This window comes from Marinobacterium sp. BA1, assembly GCF_041155135.1.
Classification (GTDB): Bacteria; Pseudomonadota; Gammaproteobacteria; order Pseudomonadales; family Balneatricaceae; genus Marinobacterium; species Marinobacterium iners.
This window is the reverse complement of record NZ_BAAFHC010000001.1, coordinates 1,310,874-1,334,346: the sequence shown is the minus strand read 5'-3', so window position 1 is coordinate 1,334,346 and position 23,473 is coordinate 1,310,874. Positions and strand designations below refer to the sequence as shown.

Here is a 23,473-nt window from a genome sequence, read left to right as displayed (position 1 = left end):
AAGAGTTAAACCCTGCAACAACTCTGTCCTGCTGCCCTGAATCGGGCGGCAGGGCAGCCTGACGGCTGCTTCTGGCCGCAGGATCAGGCAGGTGAGAACGGGACAAGGCTATGGCGACATTTCTCGGTATCAATCTCTTTGGTCTTTTCGGCCAGCTGCTGGTCGGTCTGATCAACGGGTCATTCTATGCTCTGCTCAGCCTGGGGCTGGCAATCATCTTTGGTCTGCTCAAGATCATCAACTTTGCTCAGGGTGCCATGTACATGCTGGGTGCCTTTGCTGCCTGGATGGCGCTGAACTACTTCGGCATCAACTATTGGGCTGCACTGGTGATAGTGCCGCTGGTGGTTGGCTTTGTCGGTATCCTGATGGAGCGGTTTTTGATCCGTCCCATTGCCAATGAGGATCATCTTTACAGTCTGCTGCTGACCTTCGGGGTTGCGCTGATTCTGCAGGGGCTGTTTACCCATCTGTATGGCTCTTCAGGTATGTCATACACCATTCCTGATGCATTGCGTGGCGGTACCAAGCTGCCGTTCATGTATTTGCCGGACTATCGTCTCTGGATCATCTGTGCCTCGGTCGTGGTCTGTGGCCTGACCTGGTGGATGATTGAGAAAACCAAACTGGGCGCCTATCTGCGTGCCGGTACCGAGAACCCGCAGTTGATGCAGGCATTTGGTATTAACGTTCCCTTGATTGTGACACTGACCTTTGGCTTCGGTGTGGGTCTGGCCGGCCTTGCCGGTGTCATGGCAGCCCCGATCTACTCCGTGTCACCGGATATGGGTTCCAACATTCTGATTGTGGTTTTCGCCATTGTGGTGATCGGAGGTATGGGCTCCATTGGTGGCGCAATACTGACGGGTCTCGGCATGGGCGTCATCGAAGGCTTGACCAAGTATTTTTACCCGGAAGCGTCCAATACCGTCATCTTTCTGGTCATGGTGATTGTATTGCTGGTGAAACCGGCCGGTCTGTTCGGTAAGGAAGCCTGAGGGGGTTATGATGAAAGTAAACAAACTCTATGTAGCACTTCTGGTGCTGGCGGTAGTGGCTCCCTTTTTCCTCTACCCGGTATTTCTGGCCAAGCTGCTCTGTTTTGCGCTCTTTGCCTGTGCGTTCAACCTGATGCTGGGGTATGTAGGGCTGCTGTCATTCGGTCATGCTGCCTTTCTGGGTACGGGTGGTTATATCACCGGCTGGCTGATGATGAACTCCGGTATGACGCCCGAGCTGGCGATCATCCTGGGAACTGTTGCGGCAGGTGCCTTGGGGGCGGTATTCGGCAAATTGTCGGTGAAGCGTGAGGGGATCTACTTCGCCATGGTGACACTGGCATTGGCACAGCTGGTCTTCTTTATCTACCTCCAGGCGCCGTTCACCGGTGGCGAGGATGGCATGCAGGGGGTACCGCGTGGAAATCTGTTCGGATTCATTGATCTGTCCGACAACATGAACATGTACTATTTCGTACTGGCCGTGTTTCTGATTGGTTTCTGGGTGATTCATCGTACTATCCATTCGCCTTTTGGCCAGGTGCTGAAAGCGATTCGTGAGAATGAAGCGCGTGCTGTTTCCCTGGGCTACAACGTCAATGACTACAAATGGGTTGCCTTTACCATTTCAGCCGCACTGGCCGGTCTGGCCGGTTCGACCAAGACTCTGGTATTCCAGCTGGCGTCACTGACCGATGTGCACTGGCACATGTCCGGTGAGGTGGTGCTGATGACGCTGGTAGGTGGTGTCGGCACCATTCTGGGTCCGGTTGTCGGTGCCGGTGTGATCGTGACCATGCAGAACTACCTGTCCGGTGGTGAGTTGGGCAACTATGTACATATCATCATGGGCTTCATTTTCGTGATCTGTGTGCTGGCGTTCCGCAGCGGTATCGTTGGCGAGTTGCAGAAAATGTGGAAACGCAATTTCGGCTAAGTCGAGAGTGTCGAGCGATTCGCCCGTCGGAGATGCCCCCGGCGGGCGTTTTTTGTTGCCACTCTTCAGCGGTGATCCACTTGGCGTGAGGCAACGTATCGACTAGGATCACGTGACATCAAGTCTCGTCTATTTGCCCTGATCGCAAAGTATCAGGGCTTTTGTTATTCAGGGAGCTGTAATGGGCTATCGCGGAGTAAAGGGCTTCAGTCACGACCAGAAAGAATTGACCGGGGTGCTGGTCACCAACCTGGGGACACCGGATGAGCCTGCGCCCAAGGCCCTGAGGCGATATCTGAAAGAGTTTCTCTGGGACCCGCGTGTGGTTGAAGTGCCGCGACCGATCTGGTGGTGTATTCTCAATGGCGTCATTCTGAACATTAGACCGCGTCGTTCGGCCGCAGCCTATAAAGAGGTCTGGACCGATCAAGGGTCTCCGCTGCTGCTGCATACACAGGCACAGACGGCAGCACTGCAGGAGCGACTGCACCATCGTTTTGGCGAAAATATTATGATTGAATTCGCGATGCGGTATGGAAATCCTTCCATTACCAGCGTGATAGAGCGCATGCAACAGGCCGGTGTGAGGCGTCTGCTGGTGTTACCTCTGTACCCGCAGTACTCCGGTGCCACTACAGCTTCAACCTTTGATGCTGTTGCCGAGGATTTTCGTACCCGTCGATGGTTACCGGAATTGAGGATGGTGAATCACTATCATGATGAACCAGACTATATTGATGCGTTGGCGGCTTCGGTTGAGGCACACTGGAAGCGTCATGGTCGGGCTGACCGTCTGTTAATGTCTTACCACGGTATACCCAAGCGCTATCTTCTGCAGGGCGATCCCTATTTTTGCGAGTGCCACAAGACCAGTCGTTTGCTTGCCGAGCGGCTTGGGCTGGAGCCCGGCAGTTGGATGACCACGTTTCAGTCACGTTTTGGTCGAGAAGAGTGGCTCAAACCCTATACGGATGAAACGTTGAAGGGCTTTCCACAACAGGGCGTCAAATCGGTACAGGTGATCTGTCCTGGCTTCTCGGCCGATTGTCTGGAAACCATCGAAGAGATCGGACAGGAGAACCGGGAGTACTTCATGGAGTCTGGTGGCGAGCGCTATGAATACATCCCTGCGTTGAATGCAGAACCGACTCACATCGATGCATTGGAAAAACTGATCCTGAAGCATCTGCAGGGCTGGGATTTGTCACCTGCCGATGAAGGCAAAAAGTGTCAGAAACTTGCGCAGGATCAGGGGGCGGAGCGATAGGCACAGGCAATGCTTCACAACAGGAATGGTCTCAATATTATGGATTGATTGACCGCTCCGGTATGACAGGATGACCCGGAGCCAGGAGCCTTTTATGGATTTGGCACAACTGTACGAACACCTTCCCGACGCCGTCTATATTGTCGATTCCGAAACCTCGGAGATCATCGGCTGCAACCGTGCGGCCTGTACTGATCTGGGTTATAGCCGGGAGCAGGTGCTGGGCCATTCGGTACTGACCCTGCAGCGAGATGTGACAGGTATGGATCACTGGCACAAGATTGTTGCAAGTGCACGGGAGCATGGCTCGTTTGTGTTTATAGGCCATCATATCTGTTCTGATGGCTATGAATTGCCGGTTGAAATTCGTGTTTCGATTGATCAGGTCGATGGACGTGAAGTGTTTATTTCTGTTGCGCGCGATATCAGCAAGCGGATGCAACAGTTCTGTCTGGTACAACAGGCGCCGCAAAATGTGTGGCAGGGCCTGCATGATGTGGCAGATGGCGTGTGGGACTGGCAGGTGGACAGTGGGCAGCTGTATTTCAGCCCCAACCTGAAGCGTTTGCTGGGCTATGGCCCGGATGAGATGCAGCCGCGGCTGGAAAGCTGGAAAAGTAACATCCACCCGGAAGATGCCCCCCTTGTGCTGAGCATTCTTGAAGAACACCTGCAGGGACGGCGTCATCTGTTTGAGGCGGAATACAGGCTCAAGAACCGCAACGGACACTACTTGTGGGTGCGAGACTGTGGCCAGGTACGCGAGCGTGACGAGCAGGGCAAACCTGTCCGTGTGATCGGAATGGTGTTCAACCTGACCGATCTCAAAATGCAGGAACTGGAGCTGCAGAAGCAGGCCGACTACGATGTCTTGACGGGGCTGTTCAATCGGCGTCGTGGTGAAGGTTTGGCCGAGCAGCAGATAGCACTAATGCGGCGTCAGCGTCGGCCACTGGGATTGGCACTGGTCGATCTGGATGACTTCAAACAGATCAATGATCTGCATGGGCATTTGGCCGGTGATCAAGTGCTCCAGCATGTTGCTGCCTATATCGATGAGTTTACCCGACGCTCGGATGTTCTGTTCCGCTGGGGCGGGGAGGAATTTGTGCTGGTGTGTCCTGATACTGATGCCGATGGCATGAAAAGCCTGATGCAGAAGCTTTGTCACGGCATTGCTCGCGTAAGTTTGCCCGACGCGCTGAAAACACTGGATCTGACAGCCAGTATTGGTGTCTCCCTCTATCCGCGAGATGCGACCAGTCTTGTGGACCTGGTCGCTCGTGCTGACTCGGCCCTCTACGCGGCAAAGCATGGAGGCAAGAATCAGGTTGTGCTTTATGACGACCCCCGATGCTGTGAAGGCTGTTCAGCCAACGTACGATGAACGCCCCAGTCGTATCGCACGGTACTGACTGGGAGAAATCCCCATCATTTTTCTGAAAATGCGTGAGAAATAATAGGCATCTTCATACCCTACCGCCCATGCAATCTCTTTGATGCCCTTGTTGGTTACATCCAGCAAGTGGCAGGCTCGTTCAATCTTGAGCTGAATGAAATGGTTAATCGGAGTCGTACCGGTCAATGCCTTGTACTTCTTGATGAAGTGATATTTGGACAAGCTGACGGCGGCTGCCAGGGTATCTACATCGATCTGTTCATGCAGCCGCGCCTGCATCAAGCTGTGAATTTTCTCCAGATCAAGCGACTCCTCCTGCTGTTGCCGCGCCAGAGGGCGTAACAGCGCAATATGTGTCATTAGCTGACGCATTTGATTGGCGCTGTGCAGGTAAGACGCCAGATGGTGACGTGCCTGGCGTGTGTCCAGCAAGGCTTCAAAATCCGATACCAATCGTGAATGGATCCCCAGTGGCAGCAAGGGGGAGCCGGGGTCCAGCGCCAGTTGATCAATGAACGCCTGGGAGAGCGCGCCATCGAAATGGATCCAGTAGATACTCCAGGGGTCGCGCTGGTCGGTCCAGTAATGATGAGGCGTGCCACGTGGCAGCACCAGCAGGTCCCCGGCACGAATGATTCGGCGTTTGCGGTCGGTGCCGTACTCGACGCGTCCGCTGCCCTCAAGACAGTAGATCAGCAGAAAGTCATCATGCTGTTCACGGCGCATTTCGTGTCCCCGTGCGAGCTGGTAATAACCGATCCCAAGCGGATACAACTGCTCGCTGAGTGGGTGTGTCGCTAGTTTCGAAACCATCTGCCGGGGCAGGACGAAACGGATGCTTTCCGGGGGCAGGGGCCAGCTGGATGGGGTGCTCATGAAATCCTTAGTCTTTGGTTTTATATGCTTTAGTGAAAACCCTTACTTGGCAACAATATAGTCCATCATGTGAGCAACATTATCAATCCTGAGGACCTTCGGGCTGTGTTACAAAATGGACAAGGAATTAACGTTAACGTAAACAGAAGGTGGTTTGGCTGCTTTCTGAACAGATAACAACAATAAATCTGACAGTGAAGGTGAAACGAATGACTCAGCATGTACCACTCCTGATCGGTGGCGAATTTGTCCAGAGTGAAACCAGCCAGTGGCTGCCGGTCACCAATCCCGCGACTCAGGAAGTGCTGGCGCAGGTTCCCTGTGCGACTCCCGAAGAGGTTGAGCGCGCCATCGAAGCCGCCAAGACTGCATTCGAGACCTGGAAGGAAACCTCCGTTGGTGACCGTGCCCGTCTTATGCTGCGCTACCAGCATCTGCTGAAAGAGCATCACGATGAGCTGGCTGAACTGCTGGCTCAAGAAACCGGCAAGACCTTTGAAGACGCCAAAGGTGATGTGTGGCGCGGTATCGAGGTAGTTGAGCACGCGTGCAACATCGCGTCTCTGAGCATGGGTGAGACTGTCGAAAACGTTGCTCGCAAGATCGATTGCTACAGCATCACCCAGCCGCTGGGCGTATGTGTCGGCATTACGCCGTTCAACTTCCCGGCGATGATTCCGCTGTGGATGTTCCCGATGGCAATCGCCTGCGGCAACACGTTCGTGCTCAAACCTTCCGAGCAAGACCCGCTGACTCCGATGCGCCTTGCTGAGTTGTTCCAACAGGCGGGTGCCCCTGAAGGCCTGCTGCAGATCGTACACGGTACCAAGGATGTGGTGAATCAACTTCTCACCCACAAGGATACCCCGGCGATCTCCTTTGTTGGCTCCGTGACCGTGGGTGAGCACATCTACCGCACCGGTACCGACCACATGAAGCGTGTACAGGCCTTCGCCGGTGCCAAGAACCACATGGTAGTAATGCCCGACGCCTCCAAGAACCAGGTGATCAATAACATCGCGGGCGCGTCAGTCGGTGCCGGTGGTCAGCGTTGCATGGCCATCTCCGTAGCGGTATTCGTGGGTGAAGCTCGTGAATGGATTCCGGAAGTGCGTGATGCGCTGGCAAAAGTGCGCCCGGGTGCCTGGAATGATCCCGAAGCCGGTTATGGCCCATTGATCAATCCGCAGGCGCGTGAGCGTGTGTTGCGACTGATTCAGGAAGGCAAGGATGCTGGCGCGGACTGCATTCTGGATGGCAGCGAGTGTGTGGTGGAAGGCTATCCTGATGGCAACTGGGTTGGCCCGACCATGTTCCGCAACGTGAGCCGTGACATGTCGATCTACCAGGAAGAGATCTTTGGTCCGGTACTGATCGCCCTGGAAGTGGATACGATTGAAGAGGCGATCGCACTGATCAACGAAAACCCGTACGGCAACGGCACCTCTATCTTTACGTCGTCCGGCGCGGCGGCTCGCAAGTACCAGCACGAGATCAAGGTGGGTCAGGTGGGCATCAACGTACCGGTACCCGTGCCTCTGCCGATGTTCTCCTTCACCGGCTGGCGTAAGTCGTTCTACGGTGATCAGCATGCTTACGGCAAGCAGGCAGTGAAGTTCTACACCGAAACCAAGACAGTGACCGCTCGCTGGTTCGAGGATGACATCGCGTCAGGCCCGAACATGACGATCCAGTTGAAATAATGCGAGGCTAACAGAACACGCTGTTGCAATAACCGAGTCATGGCGGCGCAGGCTTCATTGATCCGGTCGCCGTGACCATAACAATAAACAGAGTGCGTCCGAGGTATGGAATGGATTTTGAACTGAACGAAGACCAGATCGCCTTTGCCGACATGGCGCGGGCGTTCGCACAGAATGAACTGGAACCCAACGCAGCCGAGTGGGATCAGGAGGCGATTTTTCCGATCGAGGTGCTGCAAAAGGCTGGCGAGTTGGGTTTCTGCTCTCTCTATACCCCCGAAGAGGTGGGTGGCCTGGGCCTTAGCCGGCTGGATGCCAGTATCATTTTCGAACAGCTGGCCATGGGGTGCACCTCCACCACCGCTTACATCACGATCCATAACATGGTGAGCTGGATGGTCGCCAGTTTCGGTAGTCCTGCCGTGATCGAACAGTGGGGCGAGGGGCTGGCGACTGGCCAGATGTTGGGTTCCTATTGTTTGACCGAACCCAATGCCGGCTCCGATGCGGCGTCCCTGAAAACCACGGCCCGCCTTGACGGCGATCACTATGTACTCAATGGCAGCAAAATTTTCATCTCCGGTGCCGGCAGCACGGATGTGCTGGTGGTGATGGCGCGTACCGGAGGCGAGGGTGCCTCCGGCATTTCCGCTTTCGCGGTTGATGCCAAAAGCGACGGCATCAGCTACGGCCGCAAGGAAGACAAGATGGGCTGGAATTGCCAGCCAACCCGCATGATCACCTTCGAAGACGTGCGTGTTCCGGCCGAGAACCTGCTCAGCAAGGAAGGTGACGGCTTCAAGATCGCCATGAAGGGACTGGACGGTGGTCGTATCAACATCGCGACCTGCTCCGTCGGTACCGCTCAGCAGGCGCTGAACAAGGCCACCGAATACATGCTGGAGCGCAAGCAGTTTGGCAAGCGTTTGGCTGACTTTCAAGCGCTGCAGTTCCGCATTGCCGATATGCAGACCGAGCTGATCGCCGCACGTCAAATGGTACGTCTGGCGGCCAGTAAGCTGGATAAGGGGCATCCTGATGCTACGACCTATTGTGCCATGGCCAAGCGTTTCGCCACGGATGTGTGTTACAACATCTGTGATGAAGCGCTGCAGTTGTATGGCGGCAACGGTTACATCAAGGAGTATCCGCTGGAGCGTTATCTGCGTGATACCCGTGTGCACCGTATCCTGGAAGGTACTAACGAAGTGATGCGTCTGATCATCTCCCGCCGCGTACTGGCGGAAGGTGCTGCCGAGCTCTAAGCCCTACTGACAAGTCCAGCATAAGGAGAACAGGGTAATGTCTGAACTGATTCGAGTTGAAAAGCGTGGCCATGTTGCGCTGCTGACCATGAACAATCCGCCGGCCAATACCTGGACCGCCGATAGTCTGCAGGCGCTGGTGCGCATTGTTGGCGAGCTGAATGAAGACCGTGATATCTGGAGTCTGGTGTTGACCGGAGAGGGTGAAAAATTCTTCTCAGCTGGCGCCGATCTTAAGCTGTTCGCCGATGGCGATCGCAGCGTGGCTCGTGATATGGCGCGACTGTTTGGTGAGGCCTTTGAAACCCTGAGCCGTTTCCGTGGCGTATCTATCGCAGCGATCAACGGCTTTGCCATGGGCGGTGGTCTGGAAGTGGCGCTGGCCTGTGATATTCGCATTGCCGAAACTCAAGCCCAGATGGCTCTTCCCGAAGCAAAAGTCGGTCTGCTGCCCTGTGCTGGCGGTACCCAAAACCTGACCTGGCTGGTGGGTGAAGGCTGGGCCAAGCGCATGATCCTCTGCGGCGAGCGACTGAAGGCTGACAAGGCGCTTGAGATCGGACTGGTCGAAGAGGTGGTCGAGCAGGGGCAGGCACTGGAGCGTGCCTTGCATCTGGCCGAGCAGGTAGGCGAGCAGAGCCCATCCGCAGTAGCGGCCTGTAAGACGCTGATTCAGTCCGGTCGCAGTCGTCCGCTGGATCAGGGCTACATCATCGAGCGTGAACTCTTCGTGGACCTGTTCCATACCGAAGATCAACGTGAAGGGGTCAACGCGTTTCTTGAAAAACGCAAGGCCGAATGGAAAAACCGCTGAGTCGGTGCCAAGGGAGCCCAAGTATGAGCTGTGTACTCTTTACTGAACACGCGACAAAAGATGGCCAGATCATCGGAGAGATTCGCCTCAATGCGGAGAAATCACTGAACGCACTGACGCTGGACATGATCGATCTGATCCAGCCGAAACTTGACGAGTGGCGTGATGATGCCAATGTGGTCGCGGTGCTGCTGGACAGTGCTGGCGACAAGGCGTTCTGTGCCGGCGGTGATATCGTCAATCTCTACAAGGCAATGGTGGCCGAGGATACCGACTTCCCGGAGCAGTTCTTTACCCGTGAGTATCGCCTTGACTATACCCTGCACACTTACCCGAAGCCTGTGATTTGCTGGGGCAGCGGCATTGTCATGGGGGGGGGCATGGGCCTGATGAACGGCTGCAGTCACCGCGTCGTGACCGAAACCTCACACCTGGCAATGCCGGAAGTGACCATCGGTCTCTATCCGGATGTCGGTGGCAGCTGGTTTCTCAACCGCATGCCCGGGAGGACTGGCCTCTTCCTCGGCCTCACTGGCAACCCGATCAACGCGGCCGATGCGCTGTTTCTGGGATTGGCCGACCGTGCCCTGAGTGCAGATATGCGTGACGGCATGCTTGAGCGGTTGCAGAGCGAGCACTGGGGTGAAGATGCCGGAGGCGTTGTCAGCCGAGTGCTGCGTGAACTGGAAGAGGAATGCAGTGAAATCTTTGAAGCGATGCCAGCGCCGATACGTGCCCATGAAGGCCTGATCCGTGAAGTGACCGACCATGACTCCGTTGAGGAGATGGTTGAATCACTGCTGGCGCTTGAGTCCGACGACAAGTGGATCAAGCGGGCACAGAAGGCGATCAGTCACGGCAGTCCACTGTCCATCAAGATGATCCACGAGCAGCTGCACCGCTGTCGCCACCTGTCACTCAAGGAAGTGTTCCAGCATGAGCTGATCCTGTCAGTACAGTGCTGCCGTCATCGTGAGCTGCAGGAGGGCGTGCGTGCGCTACTGATCGACAAGGACGGACAGCCGAACTGGACTTTTGCCTCCATTGAAGAGGTTGAGTCACGGTTTCTGGAGGGTATGTTTCAGTCGCCCTGGCAGCAGCATCCACTGGCAGACCTGTAATTACCGATCATCCACATCTTTGACTTTTTAGAATAAAAACAAGGAATAGCATTATGGCAACAATCGCATTTATTGGTCTGGGTAACATGGGCGGCCCAATGGCTGCCAATCTCGCCAAGGCGGGTCACAGCGTCAAGGCGTTTGACCTGTCCACTCAGGCACTGGCACAGGCTGCGGAAGCGGGCTGTCAGACTGCCGGGTCTGCTCAGGACGCAGTAAAAGGCGTGGATTTTGTCGTTTCCATGCTGCCTGCCGGCAAGCATGTTGAAGGGCTTTTTGTAACAGGCGACCAACCTCTGTTTGATCTGATCGACAGCAATACGCTGGTGATCGATAGCTCAACCATCGATGCCGATACGGCACGTCGTGTGGCCGCGGCCGGTGCCGCCAAGGGTATTGGCTTTATCGATGCACCGGTTTCCGGTGGGGTGGGCGGTGCCCAGGCCGGTACGCTGACCTTTATCGTTGGTGGGTCCGAAGCCCAGTTTGCACAGGCAAAACCGGTGCTTGAGTGCATGGGCAAAAACATCTTCCATGCCGGCGATCATGGCGCAGGCCAGGTGGCCAAGGTATGTAACAACATGCTGTTGGGCATTCTGATGGCCGGCACGTGTGAAGCCTTGAACATGGGCATGAAAAACGGCCTGGATCCGAAGGTGCTGTCTGACATCATGAAACAGAGCTCCGGCAACAACTGGGCGCTTCAGGTGTACAACCCGGTTCCGGGTGTGATGGATGGCGTGCCTGCTTCGCGTGATTACCAGGGTGGCTTTATGGTGGACCTGATGTTCAAGGACCTGGGGCTTGCCATGGAAGTGAGTCAGCAGAGCGCTTCCGCCACCCCAATGGGCTCCGCGGCCCGTGCACTGTTTAACCTTCACAAGTCAGCCGGTAACGGTGCGCTGGATTTCTCCAGCCTGATTCGACTGTATCAGGACGCCGAATAAGCCGGACCAGTTCCGGTCTGCGGCGCGGCTCTTGACTCGGTTCTGAAGTTAAGGGCCGCGCACGATAACAAGAATAAAATGAGGTGGAGCATGGATTACAACGAACAATACCGCGCGTCTATCGCCAACCCCGAGGCCTACTGGGCAGAGCAGGCCAAAAATATTGCCTGGTACAAGGCACCGCAAACCACTTTGACCACCACCGACTGGGGTACGCACAGCTGGTACGCCGATGGCGAGCTGAACACCTGCTATCTGGCGGTTGACCATCAAGTGGAGCAGGGGCGTGGGGATCAGGTGGCGCTTTACTACGACTCTCCTGTCACCGATACCAAGGAAGCGATCACCTTCAACGACCTGAAGGGACGTGTCAGTCGTTTTGCTGGCACCCTGCGAAACTTGGGTGTTGAAAAGGGTGATACCGTCGTCATCTACATGCCGATGATCCCTGAAGCCGCTGTTGCCATGCTGGCATGTGCTCGTCTGGGAGCGGTTCACTCAGTGGTGTTTGGCGGCTTTGCGCCGCATGAACTGGCAATTCGCATTGACGATGCCAAACCCAAGGTGATTCTGACCGCCTCCTGCGGTGTTGAATTCGATAAAAAAATCGCATACAAGCCGTTAGTCGATAAGGCAATTGAACTGGCCAGCCATAGGCCTCCGCACACGCTGGTCTGCCAGCGTCCAATGCTGAAGGCCGAGATGGATCCCAGTCGTGATCTGGACTGGTATCAGGCGCAGGAAGGTGTAGAACCGGCCGAATGCGTTCCGGTCAAGGGTTCCGATCCGCTCTATATTCTCTATACATCCGGTACTACCGGTCAGCCCAAGGGGATCGTTCGCGACAATGGTGGCTATGCCGTTGCATTGCGCTACGCGTTGAACAACGTCTATGGCATGGAAGCCGGTGATGTCTGGTGGGGTGCTTCGGACATTGGCTGGGTGGTGGGACACTCGTTCATCGTCTACGGCCCGCTGATGGGTGGCTGCAGTGCGATTTTCTATGAAGGCAAGCCGATCAAGACACCGGATGCCGGTGCCTTTTGGCGCATCATTGAAGAGTACAAGGTCAACTCCATGTTTTGTGCGCCAACGGCTTTCCGTGCGGTGCGCAAGGAAGATGCGCAAGGTGATCTGGCCAAAAAATACGATCTGAGCAGTCTGCGCTGGATCTTTGTGGCCGGCGAAAAACTGGACTCCTCAACCTACTACTGGCTGGATGATCTGTTAAAAGTGCCGGTCGTTGACCACTGGTGGCAGACTGAAACCGGTTGGCCGGTGACCGCGCCAATGATGGGTTGGGATTCCCCCTCAGAGCCCCGTCTAGGATCTACCAACAAACCGATTCCCGGCTACGATATTCAGGTACTGGATGGCGACGGTGAGCCGGTCGGAGCGATGGAAGCCGGTAACATCTGCATTAAGCTGCCGCTGCCGCCGGGCGTTGCCTGGAGCATCTGGAACAACAATGATCGATTTGTCAGCTCGTACCTGACTGCATTTCCGGGTTACTACCATACCGGTGATGGTGGCTATAAGGATGAAGATAACTACGTTTATATCACCGGCCGGACAGATGATGTGATCAACGTGTCAGGTCATCGCCTGTCAACCGGTGAGATGGAAGAGGTGGTCTCCGCTCATGCCGCGGTTGCTGAGTGTGCCGTTATTGGCATGGCGGATGAACTCAAAGGGCAGGTTCCAGTGGGGCTGATTGTGCTCAAGGCTGGCGTCGAAATCGATGAAGACCAGCTAGAAAGTGAGTTGGTTGCGATGGTGCGCGAACAGGTGGGTGCACTGGCCTGTTTCCGCCGTGCGGTCGTGGTGCAGCGACTGCCGAAAACACGCTCAGGCAAGATCCTGCGTGCCATTTTGCGCAAGATTGCGGCCAGCGAAGAGTACAAAATGCCATCGACGATCGATGACGAAAGCATCCTGCCGGAGATCGAAGAAAAGATCAAAGCGGTAGGTATTGCCTGACCTCCGGGCCCCCGTCGTGGGGCCCATCACTCTGTTTCTCCGACCCCATGCTTGCATACCCAAGCCATGGATGGTCTCTCGGGCTTGAGGGAAGTGATTCCCTCTTTTTTGTTGCCTGTTCAATTTCGGGATTGCCTGATTCCGCCTGATTCACTTGCCATGTTGTGTGCCGATTCGTTGAATGGTACGACTTTAGTCGTATTCGTTTCGCTTCGCAGACCAACTTGAGGGAGTCATCATGCGCAGACCTGTCCGAATAGCCGTTACCGGCGCTGCCGGTGCTATCAGTAACAACTTGTTATTCAAAATCGCCAGCGGCGAGATGTTCGGTAAGGACCAGCCGGTGATTCTCCAGCTGATTGAAATGCCTGATCGTATGGAAGCCTTGCGTGGTCTTGCCATGGAGCTGGAGGACTGTGCCTACCCGTTGCTGCATACCATCACTCTGCATGACAACGTGGAAGACGGTTTCGATAATGTGCACTACGCACTGCTGATCGGCGCCCGTCCAAGGGGACCAGGCATGGAGCGCAGTGACTTGCTGGAGTCCAATGCAGAAATTTTCACGCGGCAGGGTCAGGCGTTGAATAATCATGCCAACCGCGACGTCAAGGTCCTGGTTGTGGGCAATCCGGCCAATACCAATGCATTGATCGCCAGTCGCAATGCGCCCAAGCTGAGTCCATCCCAGTTCACGGCGCTGACGCGACTGGACCACAATCGTGCCAAGGGAATACTGGCCAACCATACCGGTGCCAACCCGCGCAACATCAGCCGTGTAGTGATCTGGGGCAACCATTCCACCACCCAGTTTCCCGATCTGCATCAGGCTACAGTACTGGATGAGCCGGTGATGGAGCAGATTGACGAGCGGTGGTATCGCGAAGTGTTCATCCCCAAGATCCAGACACGGGGTGGCGAGATTATTGCGGCCCGTGGCGTGTCCAGTGCCGCCTCTGCTGCTCAGGCGGTGGTGGATCACATGCATGACTGGATGCTGGGAACACAACCGGGTGAAATCGTCAGTATGGGGATTCTGAGCGATGGCAGTTACGGCATCGAAAAGGGCATTTTCTACTCTTTCCCGGTGCGTTGTGACTACGGGCGGTATCAGATTGTACGTGGTCTGGACATATCAGACTGGAGCCGCGAGATGATGAAGGTTACGGAAGCAGAGCTGCTTGAAGAGAAGGCTGCAGTCAACCATCTGTTGCCGCCTGAAACCGATGCATCACATCAAAACCTGTCGATCTGCCTGCGCTCGGGCGTTACCCTCTATGCCGATGGTACAGGACCGGACGCTGCTTCCAAGTACCTGACCACCAATCGGGTGATGTAGCCTGAGACTTGGCCCGCAAGGTTTTTAGCGCCCTGCGGGCTGGTTCTGATGCGCCTTGACGGGCACAATAGGCGTGCAGAGCACTTGATCTCTGCCCCAACAGCGCGGAGGAGCATCCCATGAGTCAGAACACTCCACACCCCAAATTCATTGAAGCCATGAAGCAGCTCTCGGCCATGAGCGAGGAAGAGCGCCTTTCGGAAGAGAACAAGGAGCTGTTTGAGCAGGCGATGAACTATGCGCCTCTGGATATTCAGCCTGCTTTAATGGCGATCCGTAAAAAATACGAGGAACCTCTGCACTGATAACCTTCCACCTCAGGAGACCCGGGCCAAACGATGTGAGTTTGGCCTCAATCTGAACAATGTCGATATCTCTGCCTCCCTCCAGTTCCGACGCACGTTTTCCCGTTTTGGTTGGCCCCATTCTGCGCCGAATCACGCCTGATGAACTGACAATCTGGTGCCTGACCACTGAGGTGCTGGACTTTTCCCTGCGGCTGAAAACCACTCAGGGGGGAGTGCTTGACAGGGTTCTTACGAAAGACGAGTGCTGGTCACTTCAAGTTGGCGAGCATGCCTGGATCTGCCTGCTGAATCTGCAGCCGGAAAATCCACTGCCTACCGGGGAGCGCATTGATTACGATCTGCTGATTCGTGCTCAGGGCGATACTCGTTGGTGCTCCATACAGGAGTGGGGTCCGGACCTTCTCTATCCAGGTGAGCTTTTGCCCGGGTTTGTGATCCAGCCTCAGCTGCGCTCAATGCTGCATGGCTCTTGCCGCAAGCCGCATTATCCATCAAGGGATGGGCTGGCGCGTGCCGACGCCTGGCTGGAGCAGCATCTTGCTGCACCGGCTGACTGGCCGGCCGTGTTGATGCTCAGTGGTGACCAGCTCTACGCGGATGATGTGGCAGGGCCAATGCTAAGGGCGGCTCATCAGCTCAGTGATCGTCTGGGGCTGTGGGATGAAACACTCGAGGGAGGGGGGGCTGACAGTGGCATTGAGCTGAGGCAAAGCCCGTATTGCTACTATCAACGTGAACAGCTTTTGCCCAAGGATCAGCTGAGTGAAAATGTTCGGGAACGTTTTTTTGCCGGGGTACGCAAGCCCATTTTCACCAGTGACTCCGCACATAATCACCTGATTACCTTTGCTGAGGTGATCGCCAGCTATTGTCTGATCTGGTCGCCAAAGGCCTGGCAAGGGATTGATCTGAACCCGCCAGCGCTTTCCCCCCGTCATGCCGAGCTGTATGACCACGAATTGGATGCCATTCTTGGGTTTCGTGCACAGTTGCCTCAGGTTCGCCGGGTGATGGCACATTTACCCACGTACATGATCTTTGATGACCATGATGTTACGGATGACTGGAATTTGTCGGCTGCATGGGAGTTGTCCGCCTATGGTCATCCCTTCTCACGACAGATCATTGGTAATGCGATGATCGGTTATCTGCTTTGTCAGGGCAGTGGCAACGCGCCACGCAAGATCCGCAAACATTTGAGTGAGCATGTGGAGCGTTGGCTTAAAACACACGATGAAGAAGATCACCACAGCCTGATCGATGAGCTGATAGCGTTTCAGCGCTGGGACTACCTTATCCCCATTGATCCCGGTGTGCTGGTGCTGGATACGCGTACCCGCCGCTGGCGCGCCGAGCGCAACCTGAACAGCCCTTCAGGGTTGATGGACTGGGAGGCACTCACCGAGTTACAGCAGCACCTGCTGGACCGAAAAGCCGTAATTCTGGTCTCCCCGGCCCCTGTGTTTGGTGTCAAACTGATCGAAGCGGTACAAAAGATTTTCACCACTTTCGGCCAGCCCTTGATGGTGGATGCAGAAAACTGGATGGCACATCCAGGTGCCGCCAACGTGATCCTGAACATTTTCCGCCATACGCGTACACCTGAGCATTTTGTCGTGCTCTCGGGGGACGTGCATTACTCATTTGTATACGACATCGAGATCCGTTTCCGCAAGGGTGGACCAAAGATCTGGCAGATCACCAGCAGCGGTCTGAAAAACGAGTTCCCGCCTCGTTTGCTGACTTTATTCGACCGGCTCAATCGTTGGCTCTACGCCCCTTCATCGCCGTTAAACTGGTTTACGCGACGTCGCCTGATGAAAGTATCCCCCCGGCGCCCGGAAGGTGCAGCAGAGGGCTGTCGGTTGGTCAATAAGGCAGGTATAGGGCTGGTTCGCTTTGCCGAGGATGGTGCTCCGGAAGAGGTCTGGCAGCTGGGGGCTGATGGCCGAGATGTACGTTTTGATCTGACCGACGAAGAGGAGCATTGGGGCTGAGGGGGCGCTAACGTATAATCCGCGCGCCTAACTACCATTTTGCTGCGGAGAGTACGTCGCATGAGGATTTACTGGACTCGACTTCAGGACAGGCTTGAGCGGCTGCGTGCCAATAAGCTGTTCGAGACCTTTGTCATTCTGGTCATTGTTACCTCGGCGCTGCTGATCGGCGCCAAAACTTACGAAGAAGCGTCAAGGTTTGACCAGCTGATCAACTGGCTTGATCTGGGGGTGACGCTGTTTTTCCTGTTTGAAATCATCGTCAGGATGGCGGCGGAAAAGCGGTTCTTCGACTTTTTCAAGAAAGGCTGGAACATCTTTGATTTCGTGATTGTTGTGGCCAGTCTAGTACCGATCAATGACTCCGAAATGGTCCTGATTGCACGTCTGCTCAGGGTCTTCCGTGTTCTGCGACTGGTCTCCATGATCCCTGAATTGCGTATGCTGCTGGCGGCGCTGGTGAAATCCATTCCGCGCATGGGTTATGTGGCTTTGCTGATGTTCATTATATTCTACATATATGCGGCCATTGGCAGTTTTCTGTTTGGAAACATCGACCCCTTCCTGTGGGGTAATATCACCATTTCGATGCTGACGCTGTTCCGTGTGGCGACCTTCGAGGACTGGACCGATGTCATGTACGCCACCATGGAAGAGTATCCGCTGAGTTGGATCTTCTATCTAAGCTTCATTTTCCTCACGGCGTTCATATTCCTGAACATGATGATTGGTATTGTGCTGGATGTGATGCAGAAGGAGAGCGCCGCGGAGCAGTTGGAGTCCGGGGAGGGGGAGGCCGCCGAAATTCACTGGATGCGTGAGCATATGGTTGCCATGAGCGAGCAACTACAGCGCATTGAGACAGCACTTGAACAGGAGCGGACGCGTAACCGGTGAGTTAACTGTAGTCACTGCTTTGCTGCTGGATCGTGCTTGTCAAAGCTGCTGACCATATTCTGATTCTGAAGTAACAAGGCCGGCTTAAAGCCGGCCTTGTTACTTCACCTACATATTGGGATAGTTCGGCCCGCCGGCACCTTCAGGTACCACCCAGTTGATGTTTTGGGCTGGATCCTTGATATCACAGGTCTTGCAGTGGACGCAGTTCTGCGCATTGATCTGGAACTGCGGACCACTATCGCCTTCCACCACTTCATACACACCGGCAGGGCAGTATCGCTGAGCCGGTTCGGCATATTTGGGCAGGTTCTGGTTGATGGGGATGCTCGGGTCTTTCAGCTGCAGATGGCAGGGCTGATCCTCTTCGTGGTTGGTGTTGGAAAGAAACACGGATGAGAGTTTGTCGAACGACAGGACGCCATCCGGTTTCGGGTACTGAATTTCCGTACTCTCACTGGCCAGCTTAAGCTGCTCATGATCCTTATGCAGGTCATGCAGGGTCACCGGGATTTTGCCGCCGAACCAGTTCTGGTCGATATAGTTGAACGCACCGCCCAGATAAGGGCCGAATTTGTGCATCGCCGGGCCGAAGTTGCGTCCACGATACAACTCGTCATACAGCCATGAGGCCTGGTAAGCATCGGTAAAGCTGGTCAGGTCCTTGCCGCCTGCATCGCCATTAACCAGTGCCGCTGCAATCGACTCTGCCGCCAGCATGCCGGATTTCATGGCGGTATGAATGCCTTTAATCTTGGAAAAGTTCAGCGTGCCGGCATCACAGCCGATCAGCAGGGCACCTGGCATGGTCATCTTCGGCAGGGTGTTGAAGCCTCCCTTGGTGATGGCTCGGGCGCCGTAGGCCACGCGCTTGCCACCTTCGAGATACTGCTTGATCTCGGGGTGATGTTTCATGCGCTGGAACTCGTCGAACGGGCTTAGATATGGGTTGGAATAGTTCAGGTCGATAATCAGACCCACAACGACCTGGTTGTCTTCGGCATGGTAGAGGAAAAAACCGCCACTGGCGCCGTCGCTCAGCGGCCAGCCGGAGCCGTGTACGACCAGGCCGGGCTTGTGTTTGGCAGGGTCAATATCCCACAGCTCCTTGATACCGATGCCGTAGTGTTGAGGGTCAGCATCCTTGTCGAGCGCGTACTTCTCGATCAATTGTTTGCCCAAGTGGCCACGACAGCCCTCGGAGAAAATCGTGTATTTGGCATGCAGTTCCATGCCGGGCATGTAGTTGGGGCCCTGTTCACCGCTGGCGGTCACACCCATATCACCGGTTGCGATCCCTTTAACACTGCCGTCCTCGTTGTACAGTACTTCGGCGGCGGCAAAGCCCGGGAACACTTCTACACCCAGCTGTTCTGCCTGTTCACCCAGCCAGCGGGTGACATTGGCGAGGCTGACAACATAGTTGCCGTCGTTGTGCATGGTCTTGGGCACAAAGGCGTTGGGCAGTTTGATGGCACCGGTTTCATTCTTGAGCAGAAACACCTGATCTTCTGTCACAGGCGTTTTCAGCGGGGCACCATTCTCTTTCCAGTCGGGGAAGAGCTCATCCAGTGCGCGGGTTTCCATCACGGCACCGGAAAGAATATGGGCGCCGACCTCAGATCCTTTTTCAACTACACAAACGGTCAGTTCCTGCTCGGCTGACTTGGCCTGTTGCATCAGACGGCACGCTGCCGAGAGCCCGGCAGGCCCGGCGCCTACGATTACTACATCAAATTCCATCGATTCGCGATTCACGGTTGCTCCTCCATCGGTGCAGATGGTTTATTCTTCTATTTATTGTAAGTCATTATGACTGACTCTATTGTATGTAAATTAGTATAAGTGAAAACCCTTATTTCTGAAATTATCGATATTGATCCGGTCTGGCGAGGCTTTTGGATAGGGGTTATTGCTTATTCTGTGTGGCTGGTTATCATGCGTGACAATGCCCAAAAGAGGTGAAGTCGCCTCCGGTGACCCATAACAACAAGCAAAGGATATGACAATGAAGGTGCTGGTAACGGTTAAGCGAGTTATCGACTACAACGTCAAGGTCCGGGTTAAATCCGACCAGTCCGACGTTGATCTGAATAATGTAAAAATGGCAATTAACCCCTTCTGCGAAATCGCAGTCGAGGAGGCAGTTCGCCTGAAAGAGTCCGGTCAAGCCAGCGAGGTAGTCGTGGTCTCTTTGGGGCCTCAGGCCGCTCAGGAACAGCTGCGCACGGCGCTGGCTCTTGGTGCCGATCGGGCCATTCTGGTTCAGAGCGATGATCCGCTGGAGTCTCTCTCGGTGGCAAAACTGCTGGCCAAGGTAGTCGAAAATGAGAAGCCTGATCTGATATTGATGGGCAAGCAGGCAATCGACTCCGACAATAATCAGACCGGTCAGATGCTGGCGGCACTGACGGGTATGGGACAGGGAACCTTTGCGTCCGAAGTAAAAATTGATGGCAACAAGGTCACTGTCACACGCGAAGTGGATGGTGGTCTGCAGACCGTTGCAGTTAATACACCTGCAGTGGTGACGGTAGACCTACGGTTGAATGAACCGCGTTATGCTTCGTTGCCAAACATCATGAAAGCCAAGCGCAAGCCGCTGGAAACGCTTACGCCAGCAGATCTGGGGGTCACGATCAAGGCTCACACGAAACTGCTTAAGGTAGAGCCGCCAGCTGAACGTTCAGCCGGTATCAAAGTGGCTGATGTGGCCGAGCTGATCGATAAACTCAAGAACGAGGCGAAGGTGATCTGATGAGTATTCTGGTAATTGCTGAACATGACAATCAGGTGCTGAAGCCTTCCACTTTAAGCACTTTGGCTGCTGCCGCACAGATTGGTGGTGACGTTACCCTGCTGGTCGCTGGCAACGGTTGTAGCGCTGCCGCTGATGCCGCAGCCCAGGCATCAGGCGTCAGTAAGGTGCTGCTGGCGGACAATCCGGCGTATGACCATGAAATTGCTGAAAACATGGCAGCCCTGATCGTATCCATGGCTGAAGGATTCACGCATATTCTGGCACCGGCGACTGCCAACGGTAAAAACTTTATGCCGCGGGTTGCGGCATTGCTGGATGTGGGTCAGATCTCGGATATCATCAAGGTGGAGTCCGCCGATACTTTTGCCCGTCCAATTTATGCCGGTAACGCCATTGCAACCGTTCAGTCATTGGATGCGGTCAAGGTGATCACCGTTCGTGGTACCGCATTTGACGCGGTGGCGGCAGAAGGTGGCAGTGCAGCCGTTGAAACTCTGAGCCAGGTTGAAGATACCGGACTTAGCCAGTTTATCGGTGATGAAATGGCGAAGTCTGATCGTCCTGAACTGACGTCGGCGCGTGTCGTTATTGCCGGGGGACGCGGCATGGCAGACAGCGAGCATTTCCACCTGCTGGAAAAGGTTGCCGACAAGTTGGGTGCCGCTGTTGGCGCTTCTCGTGCGGCTGTCGATGCTGGCTTTGCACCCAACGATATGCAGGTAGGGCAGACTGGCAAGATCGTTGCGCCAGAGCTCTACATAGCTGTAGGTATCTCCGGCGCAATCCAGCACCTTGCAGGCATGAAAGATTCCAAAGTAATTGTCGCTATTAACAAGGATGAAGAGGCACCGATTTTCCAGGTAGCTGATTATGGTCTGGTGGCTGATCTGTTCACCGCGTTACCTGAATTGGACAGTGCACTTTAATCCACGAAAAGCGTAGTCCAGAATGCCCAAACCGGAGCCCAGCTGCTAAGCTGGCTCCGGTTTTCTGCTTTCAGGGGGTCGATTTTGTCGCCCGTTACGCTACACCTCAAACGACTTTCAAATGAACTGATTCAGCCGTTCGATCTTTCGATCGGGCCCGGAGAAATATGTTGTATCAGTGGGCAGTCCGGCAGCGGCAAAAGCCGCCTGCTGCGTGCCGTTGCTGATTTGGAGCCACACTCAGGCGAGGTGTCGCTGGATGGCTTGGAACAGCAGCAGCTGCCGGCACATCTGTGGCGGCAACGGGTACGCCTCGTCCCGGCCGAAAGCCAGTGGTGGAGTGAGCGCGTGGGGGACCACTTTCCTGCAGAGTTCAATGGCGAGGGTCTTGAAACCTTGGGCCTGCCGGTTGAAGCCCAGGAATGGGATGTAATGCGACTATAATCCGGTGAGAAACAGCGATTGGGCTTGCTGCGCGCACTGGCTTTTCCCTTGCAGGTACTATTGTTGGATGAGCCCTGCGCCAACTTGGATCCTGAAACCACCCTGCGAGTGGAGGCAATGCTGCTGGATCGCATTCAAACCGAGGGCTGGCCAGTACTTTGGGTCGCACACGATGCCGCCCAGATGCAACGCGTGGCGGATTACCGGTTCCAAATCAGGCATGAGCAGTTGGTTGAGGTAACTGATGAGCGTGATTGATATCAGCTGGTGGCAACTGTCACTGGCCGCAGGGCTGGTACTGGTGCTGGCATTACTGGCCTGGCAGGCCCGCTTGGGGATCAGTCGCAGTTTGCTGGTCGCAAGCGCACGTACTGTAGCGCAACTGTTTTTGATAGGCCTTGTGCTGGAGTTGCTTTTTTCTGTTGGGACACTGTTGTGGGTGAGTTTGATGGCGTTGGTGATGCTGTTGTTGGCCGGGCGCGAAGTAATGGCGAGGCAGCAGCGCCGCTTCAGCGGCGGCTGGGCTTATTGCATCGGCACCGCGTCAATGTTTGTATCATCCTTCAGTGTTGCGGTGATCACACTTCTGGTGCTGGTGGGGCCAGATCCCTGGTATCGGCCACAATATGCCATCCCGCTGCTGGGTATGCTGCTGGGCAATACCATGACCGGTGTGGCGCTCAGTCTGGATCGGCTCACTGAAACAGCGTGGCAGCAACGTGCGCAGATTGAAAACCGCCTGATGCTGGGGCAAAACTGGAAGCAGGCCTTGGGTCCCATTCAGCGTGATGCAATGCGTGCAGGCATGATGCCCAGCATCAATGCGATGGCGGCAGCGGGCGTCATAAGCTTGCCGGGCATGATGACGGGGCAGATTCTCGCAGGTACGGCACCGGCACTGGCGGTCAAATACCAGATTTTGATCATGCTGATTATAACGCTGGGCAGTGGCTTCGGGGTGATGTTGGCCGTGGTGGCAGGCAGCTGGCGCCTGTTTGATCAGCGCCAGCGCTTGCGAATGGATCGACTGGTGAAGCGGGCCGAGTAACCCTTCGTGGGTAAGTGGCCCTGCACAGCAGGAAATACTTAGGCTCTGGCATCACCTGATCAGGAAGCCAGCATCTGCTCTTGTGCCTTTTTTACCGGGTGACTGGCGATGAAGTGACGCAAAGCGCCCGCCAGAAGTGCCTGCTTTTGGTGGTCACCACAGCGGCGTGCACGTTCAATATCATCCAGAATGAAACTCTGAATACGCTTTTCGCCATCATGTGTTACGAGATAATGCCCAAGGGCAACAGCTATCATCGGGTCCATATGTTCATGTTCGGCGATGGCGGCGATTTCGTCAGCCGAGAGGTCACTCATCTCCAGGCATTCTTCGTACGTCAGCATACCAATCCTCCTCGCATTTGAGGTTTTATGAAGGGGTCACCCGATAGCGGGAGTTTCAGTTTAGGCTTTTGGCACAGGTTTACGAGGGTGTCTGGCTGCAAG

General features: G+C 55.2%; 22 protein-coding genes. 19 read left to right on the top strand and 3 right to left on the bottom strand.

The features are described 5' to 3' along the window. Positions 1 to 110 precede the first annotated feature (110 nt). The 4 genes from ACAM29_RS06585 (at position 111) to ACAM29_RS06570 (ending at position 4,589) form a co-directional block, all read left to right on the top strand. Positions 111 to 998, top strand: a complete 888-nt coding sequence (locus ACAM29_RS06585; protein ID WP_091827015.1) for a branched-chain amino acid ABC transporter permease — start codon at positions 111 to 113, stop codon at positions 996 to 998. 10 nt (positions 999 to 1,008) lie between these two features. Continuing rightward, complete coding sequence (locus tag ACAM29_RS06580; protein WP_091827039.1) at positions 1,009 to 1,935, top strand: branched-chain amino acid ABC transporter permease; 927 nt, start codon at positions 1,009 to 1,011, stop codon at positions 1,933 to 1,935. Between the two features lie 181 nt (positions 1,936 to 2,116). Further along, the gene (hemH, locus tag ACAM29_RS06575) at positions 2,117 to 3,202 is read left to right on the top strand and encodes a ferrochelatase (protein WP_369623612.1); all 1,086 of its coding nucleotides are present in this window, start codon (positions 2,117 to 2,119) and stop codon (positions 3,200 to 3,202) included. 94 nt (positions 3,203 to 3,296) lie between these two features. Next, positions 3,297 to 4,589: a diguanylate cyclase gene (locus ACAM29_RS06570; RefSeq protein WP_091827017.1), complete on the top strand. Its 1,293-nt coding sequence runs from the start codon at positions 3,297 to 3,299 to the stop codon at positions 4,587 to 4,589. Here the strand turns inward: ACAM29_RS06570 and ACAM29_RS06565 are convergent. After that, positions 4,572 to 5,477 carry a helix-turn-helix domain-containing protein gene (locus tag ACAM29_RS06565; RefSeq protein ID WP_206841295.1) on the bottom strand — a complete coding sequence of 302 codons (906 nt, stop codon included), beginning with the start codon at positions 5,475 to 5,477 and terminating at the stop codon, positions 4,572 to 4,574. The genes ACAM29_RS06570 and ACAM29_RS06565 overlap by 18 nt on opposite strands. Positions 5,478 to 5,686: 209 nt before the next feature. Here ACAM29_RS06565 and ACAM29_RS06560 point away from each other — a divergent pair, with 209 nt between their 5' ends. The 10 genes from ACAM29_RS06560 (at position 5,687) to ACAM29_RS06515 (ending at position 17,848) form a co-directional block, all read left to right on the top strand. Continuing rightward, on the top strand, positions 5,687 to 7,180 hold the full coding sequence (locus ACAM29_RS06560) for a CoA-acylating methylmalonate-semialdehyde dehydrogenase (protein ID WP_206841299.1): 1,494 nt from the start codon (positions 5,687 to 5,689) through the stop codon (positions 7,178 to 7,180). 110 nt (positions 7,181 to 7,290) lie between these two features. Further along, on the top strand, positions 7,291 to 8,445 hold the full coding sequence (locus ACAM29_RS06555) for an acyl-CoA dehydrogenase family protein (RefSeq protein ID WP_369623611.1): 1,155 nt from the start codon (positions 7,291 to 7,293) through the stop codon (positions 8,443 to 8,445). A gap of 37 nt (positions 8,446 to 8,482) precedes the next feature. Continuing rightward, entirely contained in the window at positions 8,483 to 9,259 is a 777-nt protein-coding gene (locus ACAM29_RS06550; RefSeq protein WP_091827021.1) for an enoyl-CoA hydratase, read from the top strand. Positions 9,260 to 9,282: 23 nt separating this feature from the next. Continuing rightward, a complete protein-coding gene (locus ACAM29_RS06545) occupies positions 9,283 to 10,380 on the top strand; it encodes an enoyl-CoA hydratase/isomerase family protein (protein ID WP_369623610.1) in 1,098 nt (365 codons plus the stop codon). A 53-nt stretch (positions 10,381 to 10,433) separates the two neighbouring features. Continuing rightward, a complete protein-coding gene (gene mmsB / locus ACAM29_RS06540; RefSeq protein ID WP_369623609.1) occupies positions 10,434 to 11,327 on the top strand; it encodes a 3-hydroxyisobutyrate dehydrogenase in 894 nt (297 codons plus the stop codon). Between the two features lie 90 nt (positions 11,328 to 11,417). Continuing rightward, entirely contained in the window at positions 11,418 to 13,307 is a 1,890-nt protein-coding gene (locus tag ACAM29_RS06535; protein ID WP_354406305.1) for a propionyl-CoA synthetase, read from the top strand. 238 nt (positions 13,308 to 13,545) lie between these two features. After that, positions 13,546 to 14,646 (top strand): malate dehydrogenase, encoded by a 1,101-nt coding sequence (locus tag ACAM29_RS06530; protein ID WP_369623608.1) that lies wholly within the window; start codon positions 13,546 to 13,548, stop codon positions 14,644 to 14,646. 119 nt (positions 14,647 to 14,765) lie between these two features. After that, positions 14,766 to 14,951, top strand: a complete 186-nt coding sequence (locus ACAM29_RS06525) for a hypothetical protein (protein WP_091827026.1) — start codon at positions 14,766 to 14,768, stop codon at positions 14,949 to 14,951. Between the two features lie 59 nt (positions 14,952 to 15,010). Further along, on the top strand, positions 15,011 to 16,951 hold the full coding sequence (locus tag ACAM29_RS06520; RefSeq protein WP_369623607.1) for an alkaline phosphatase D family protein: 1,941 nt from the start codon (positions 15,011 to 15,013) through the stop codon (positions 16,949 to 16,951). Positions 16,952 to 17,011: 60 nt separating this feature from the next. Next, a complete protein-coding gene (locus ACAM29_RS06515; protein WP_369623606.1) occupies positions 17,012 to 17,848 on the top strand; it encodes an ion transporter in 837 nt (278 codons plus the stop codon). A 108-nt stretch (positions 17,849 to 17,956) separates the two neighbouring features. Here the strand turns inward: ACAM29_RS06515 and ACAM29_RS06510 are convergent, their stop codons facing one another. After that, positions 17,957 to 19,591 (bottom strand): electron transfer flavoprotein-ubiquinone oxidoreductase, encoded by a 1,635-nt coding sequence (locus tag ACAM29_RS06510; protein ID WP_369625124.1) that lies wholly within the window; start codon positions 19,589 to 19,591, stop codon positions 17,957 to 17,959. Positions 19,592 to 19,856: 265 nt separating this feature from the next. On the opposite strand from ACAM29_RS06510, the gene ACAM29_RS06505 reads away from it, so the two are divergent. From ACAM29_RS06505 to fetB, 5 genes are all read left to right on the top strand, one after another. Then, the gene (locus ACAM29_RS06505; protein ID WP_369623605.1) at positions 19,857 to 20,606 is read left to right on the top strand and encodes an electron transfer flavoprotein subunit beta/FixA family protein; all 750 of its coding nucleotides are present in this window, start codon (positions 19,857 to 19,859) and stop codon (positions 20,604 to 20,606) included. Beyond that, a complete protein-coding gene (locus ACAM29_RS06500; RefSeq protein WP_369623604.1) occupies positions 20,606 to 21,535 on the top strand; it encodes an electron transfer flavoprotein subunit alpha/FixB family protein in 930 nt (309 codons plus the stop codon). Before ACAM29_RS06505 ends, ACAM29_RS06500 begins: the two co-directional genes overlap by 1 nt. An 84-nt stretch (positions 21,536 to 21,619) precedes the next feature. Next, positions 21,620 to 21,979 (top strand): ATP-binding cassette domain-containing protein, encoded by a 360-nt coding sequence (locus ACAM29_RS06495; RefSeq protein ID WP_369623603.1) that lies wholly within the window; start codon positions 21,620 to 21,622, stop codon positions 21,977 to 21,979. Positions 21,980 to 21,997: 18 nt separating this feature from the next. Further along, on the top strand, positions 21,998 to 22,237 hold the full coding sequence (locus ACAM29_RS06490) for a hypothetical protein (RefSeq protein ID WP_369623602.1): 240 nt from the start codon (positions 21,998 to 22,000) through the stop codon (positions 22,235 to 22,237). Continuing rightward, the gene (gene fetB, locus ACAM29_RS06485) at positions 22,224 to 23,027 is read left to right on the top strand and encodes an iron export ABC transporter permease subunit FetB (RefSeq protein ID WP_206841323.1); all 804 of its coding nucleotides are present in this window, start codon (positions 22,224 to 22,226) and stop codon (positions 23,025 to 23,027) included. Before ACAM29_RS06490 ends, fetB begins: the two co-directional genes overlap by 14 nt. Before the next feature lie 59 nt (positions 23,028 to 23,086). Here fetB and ACAM29_RS06480 read toward each other — a convergent pair whose 3' ends face one another. Beyond that, positions 23,087 to 23,371: a hypothetical protein gene (locus tag ACAM29_RS06480; RefSeq protein WP_091824514.1), complete on the bottom strand. Its 285-nt coding sequence runs from the start codon at positions 23,369 to 23,371 to the stop codon at positions 23,087 to 23,089. Between the last annotated feature and the right edge of the window lie 102 nt (positions 23,372 to 23,473).

Excerpts from the sequence above, each read along its gene's own strand:
- ACAM29_RS06515 (WP_369623606.1), top strand. The coding sequence starts at position 17,012 with ATGAGGATTTACTGGACTCGACTTCAGGACAGGCTTGAGCGGCTGCGT.
- ACAM29_RS06525 (WP_091827026.1), top strand. The coding sequence starts at position 14,766 with ATGAGTCAGAACACTCCACACCCCAAATTCATTGAAGCCATGAAGCAG.
- ACAM29_RS06570 (WP_091827017.1), top strand. The coding sequence starts at position 3,297 with ATGGATTTGGCACAACTGTACGAACACCTTCCCGACGCCGTCTATATT.
- ACAM29_RS06480 (WP_091824514.1), bottom strand. The coding sequence starts at position 23,371 with ATGCTGACGTACGAAGAATGCCTGGAGATGAGTGACCTCTCGGCTGAC.
- hemH (WP_369623612.1), top strand. The coding sequence starts at position 2,117 with ATGGGCTATCGCGGAGTAAAGGGCTTCAGTCACGACCAGAAAGAATTG.
- ACAM29_RS06505 (WP_369623605.1), top strand. The coding sequence starts at position 19,857 with ATGAAGGTGCTGGTAACGGTTAAGCGAGTTATCGACTACAACGTCAAG.
- fetB (WP_206841323.1), top strand. The coding sequence starts at position 22,224 with ATGAGCGTGATTGATATCAGCTGGTGGCAACTGTCACTGGCCGCAGGG.
- ACAM29_RS06535 (WP_354406305.1), top strand. The coding sequence starts at position 11,418 with ATGGATTACAACGAACAATACCGCGCGTCTATCGCCAACCCCGAGGCC.
- ACAM29_RS06555 (WP_369623611.1), top strand. The coding sequence starts at position 7,291 with ATGGATTTTGAACTGAACGAAGACCAGATCGCCTTTGCCGACATGGCG.
- ACAM29_RS06585 (WP_091827015.1), top strand. The coding sequence starts at position 111 with ATGGCGACATTTCTCGGTATCAATCTCTTTGGTCTTTTCGGCCAGCTG.
- ACAM29_RS06510 (WP_369625124.1), bottom strand. The coding sequence starts at position 19,591 with ATGGAATTTGATGTAGTAATCGTAGGCGCCGGGCCTGCCGGGCTCTCG.
- mmsB (WP_369623609.1), top strand. The coding sequence starts at position 10,434 with ATGGCAACAATCGCATTTATTGGTCTGGGTAACATGGGCGGCCCAATG.
- ACAM29_RS06550 (WP_091827021.1), top strand. The coding sequence starts at position 8,483 with ATGTCTGAACTGATTCGAGTTGAAAAGCGTGGCCATGTTGCGCTGCTG.
- ACAM29_RS06520 (WP_369623607.1), top strand. The coding sequence starts at position 15,011 with ATGTCGATATCTCTGCCTCCCTCCAGTTCCGACGCACGTTTTCCCGTT.
- ACAM29_RS06530 (WP_369623608.1), top strand. The coding sequence starts at position 13,546 with ATGCGCAGACCTGTCCGAATAGCCGTTACCGGCGCTGCCGGTGCTATC.
- ACAM29_RS06560 (WP_206841299.1), top strand. The coding sequence starts at position 5,687 with ATGACTCAGCATGTACCACTCCTGATCGGTGGCGAATTTGTCCAGAGT.
- ACAM29_RS06565 (WP_206841295.1), bottom strand. The coding sequence starts at position 5,477 with ATGAGCACCCCATCCAGCTGGCCCCTGCCCCCGGAAAGCATCCGTTTC.
- ACAM29_RS06545 (WP_369623610.1), top strand. The coding sequence starts at position 9,283 with ATGAGCTGTGTACTCTTTACTGAACACGCGACAAAAGATGGCCAGATC.
- ACAM29_RS06500 (WP_369623604.1), top strand. The coding sequence starts at position 20,606 with ATGAGTATTCTGGTAATTGCTGAACATGACAATCAGGTGCTGAAGCCT.
- ACAM29_RS06580 (WP_091827039.1), top strand. The coding sequence starts at position 1,009 with ATGAAAGTAAACAAACTCTATGTAGCACTTCTGGTGCTGGCGGTAGTG.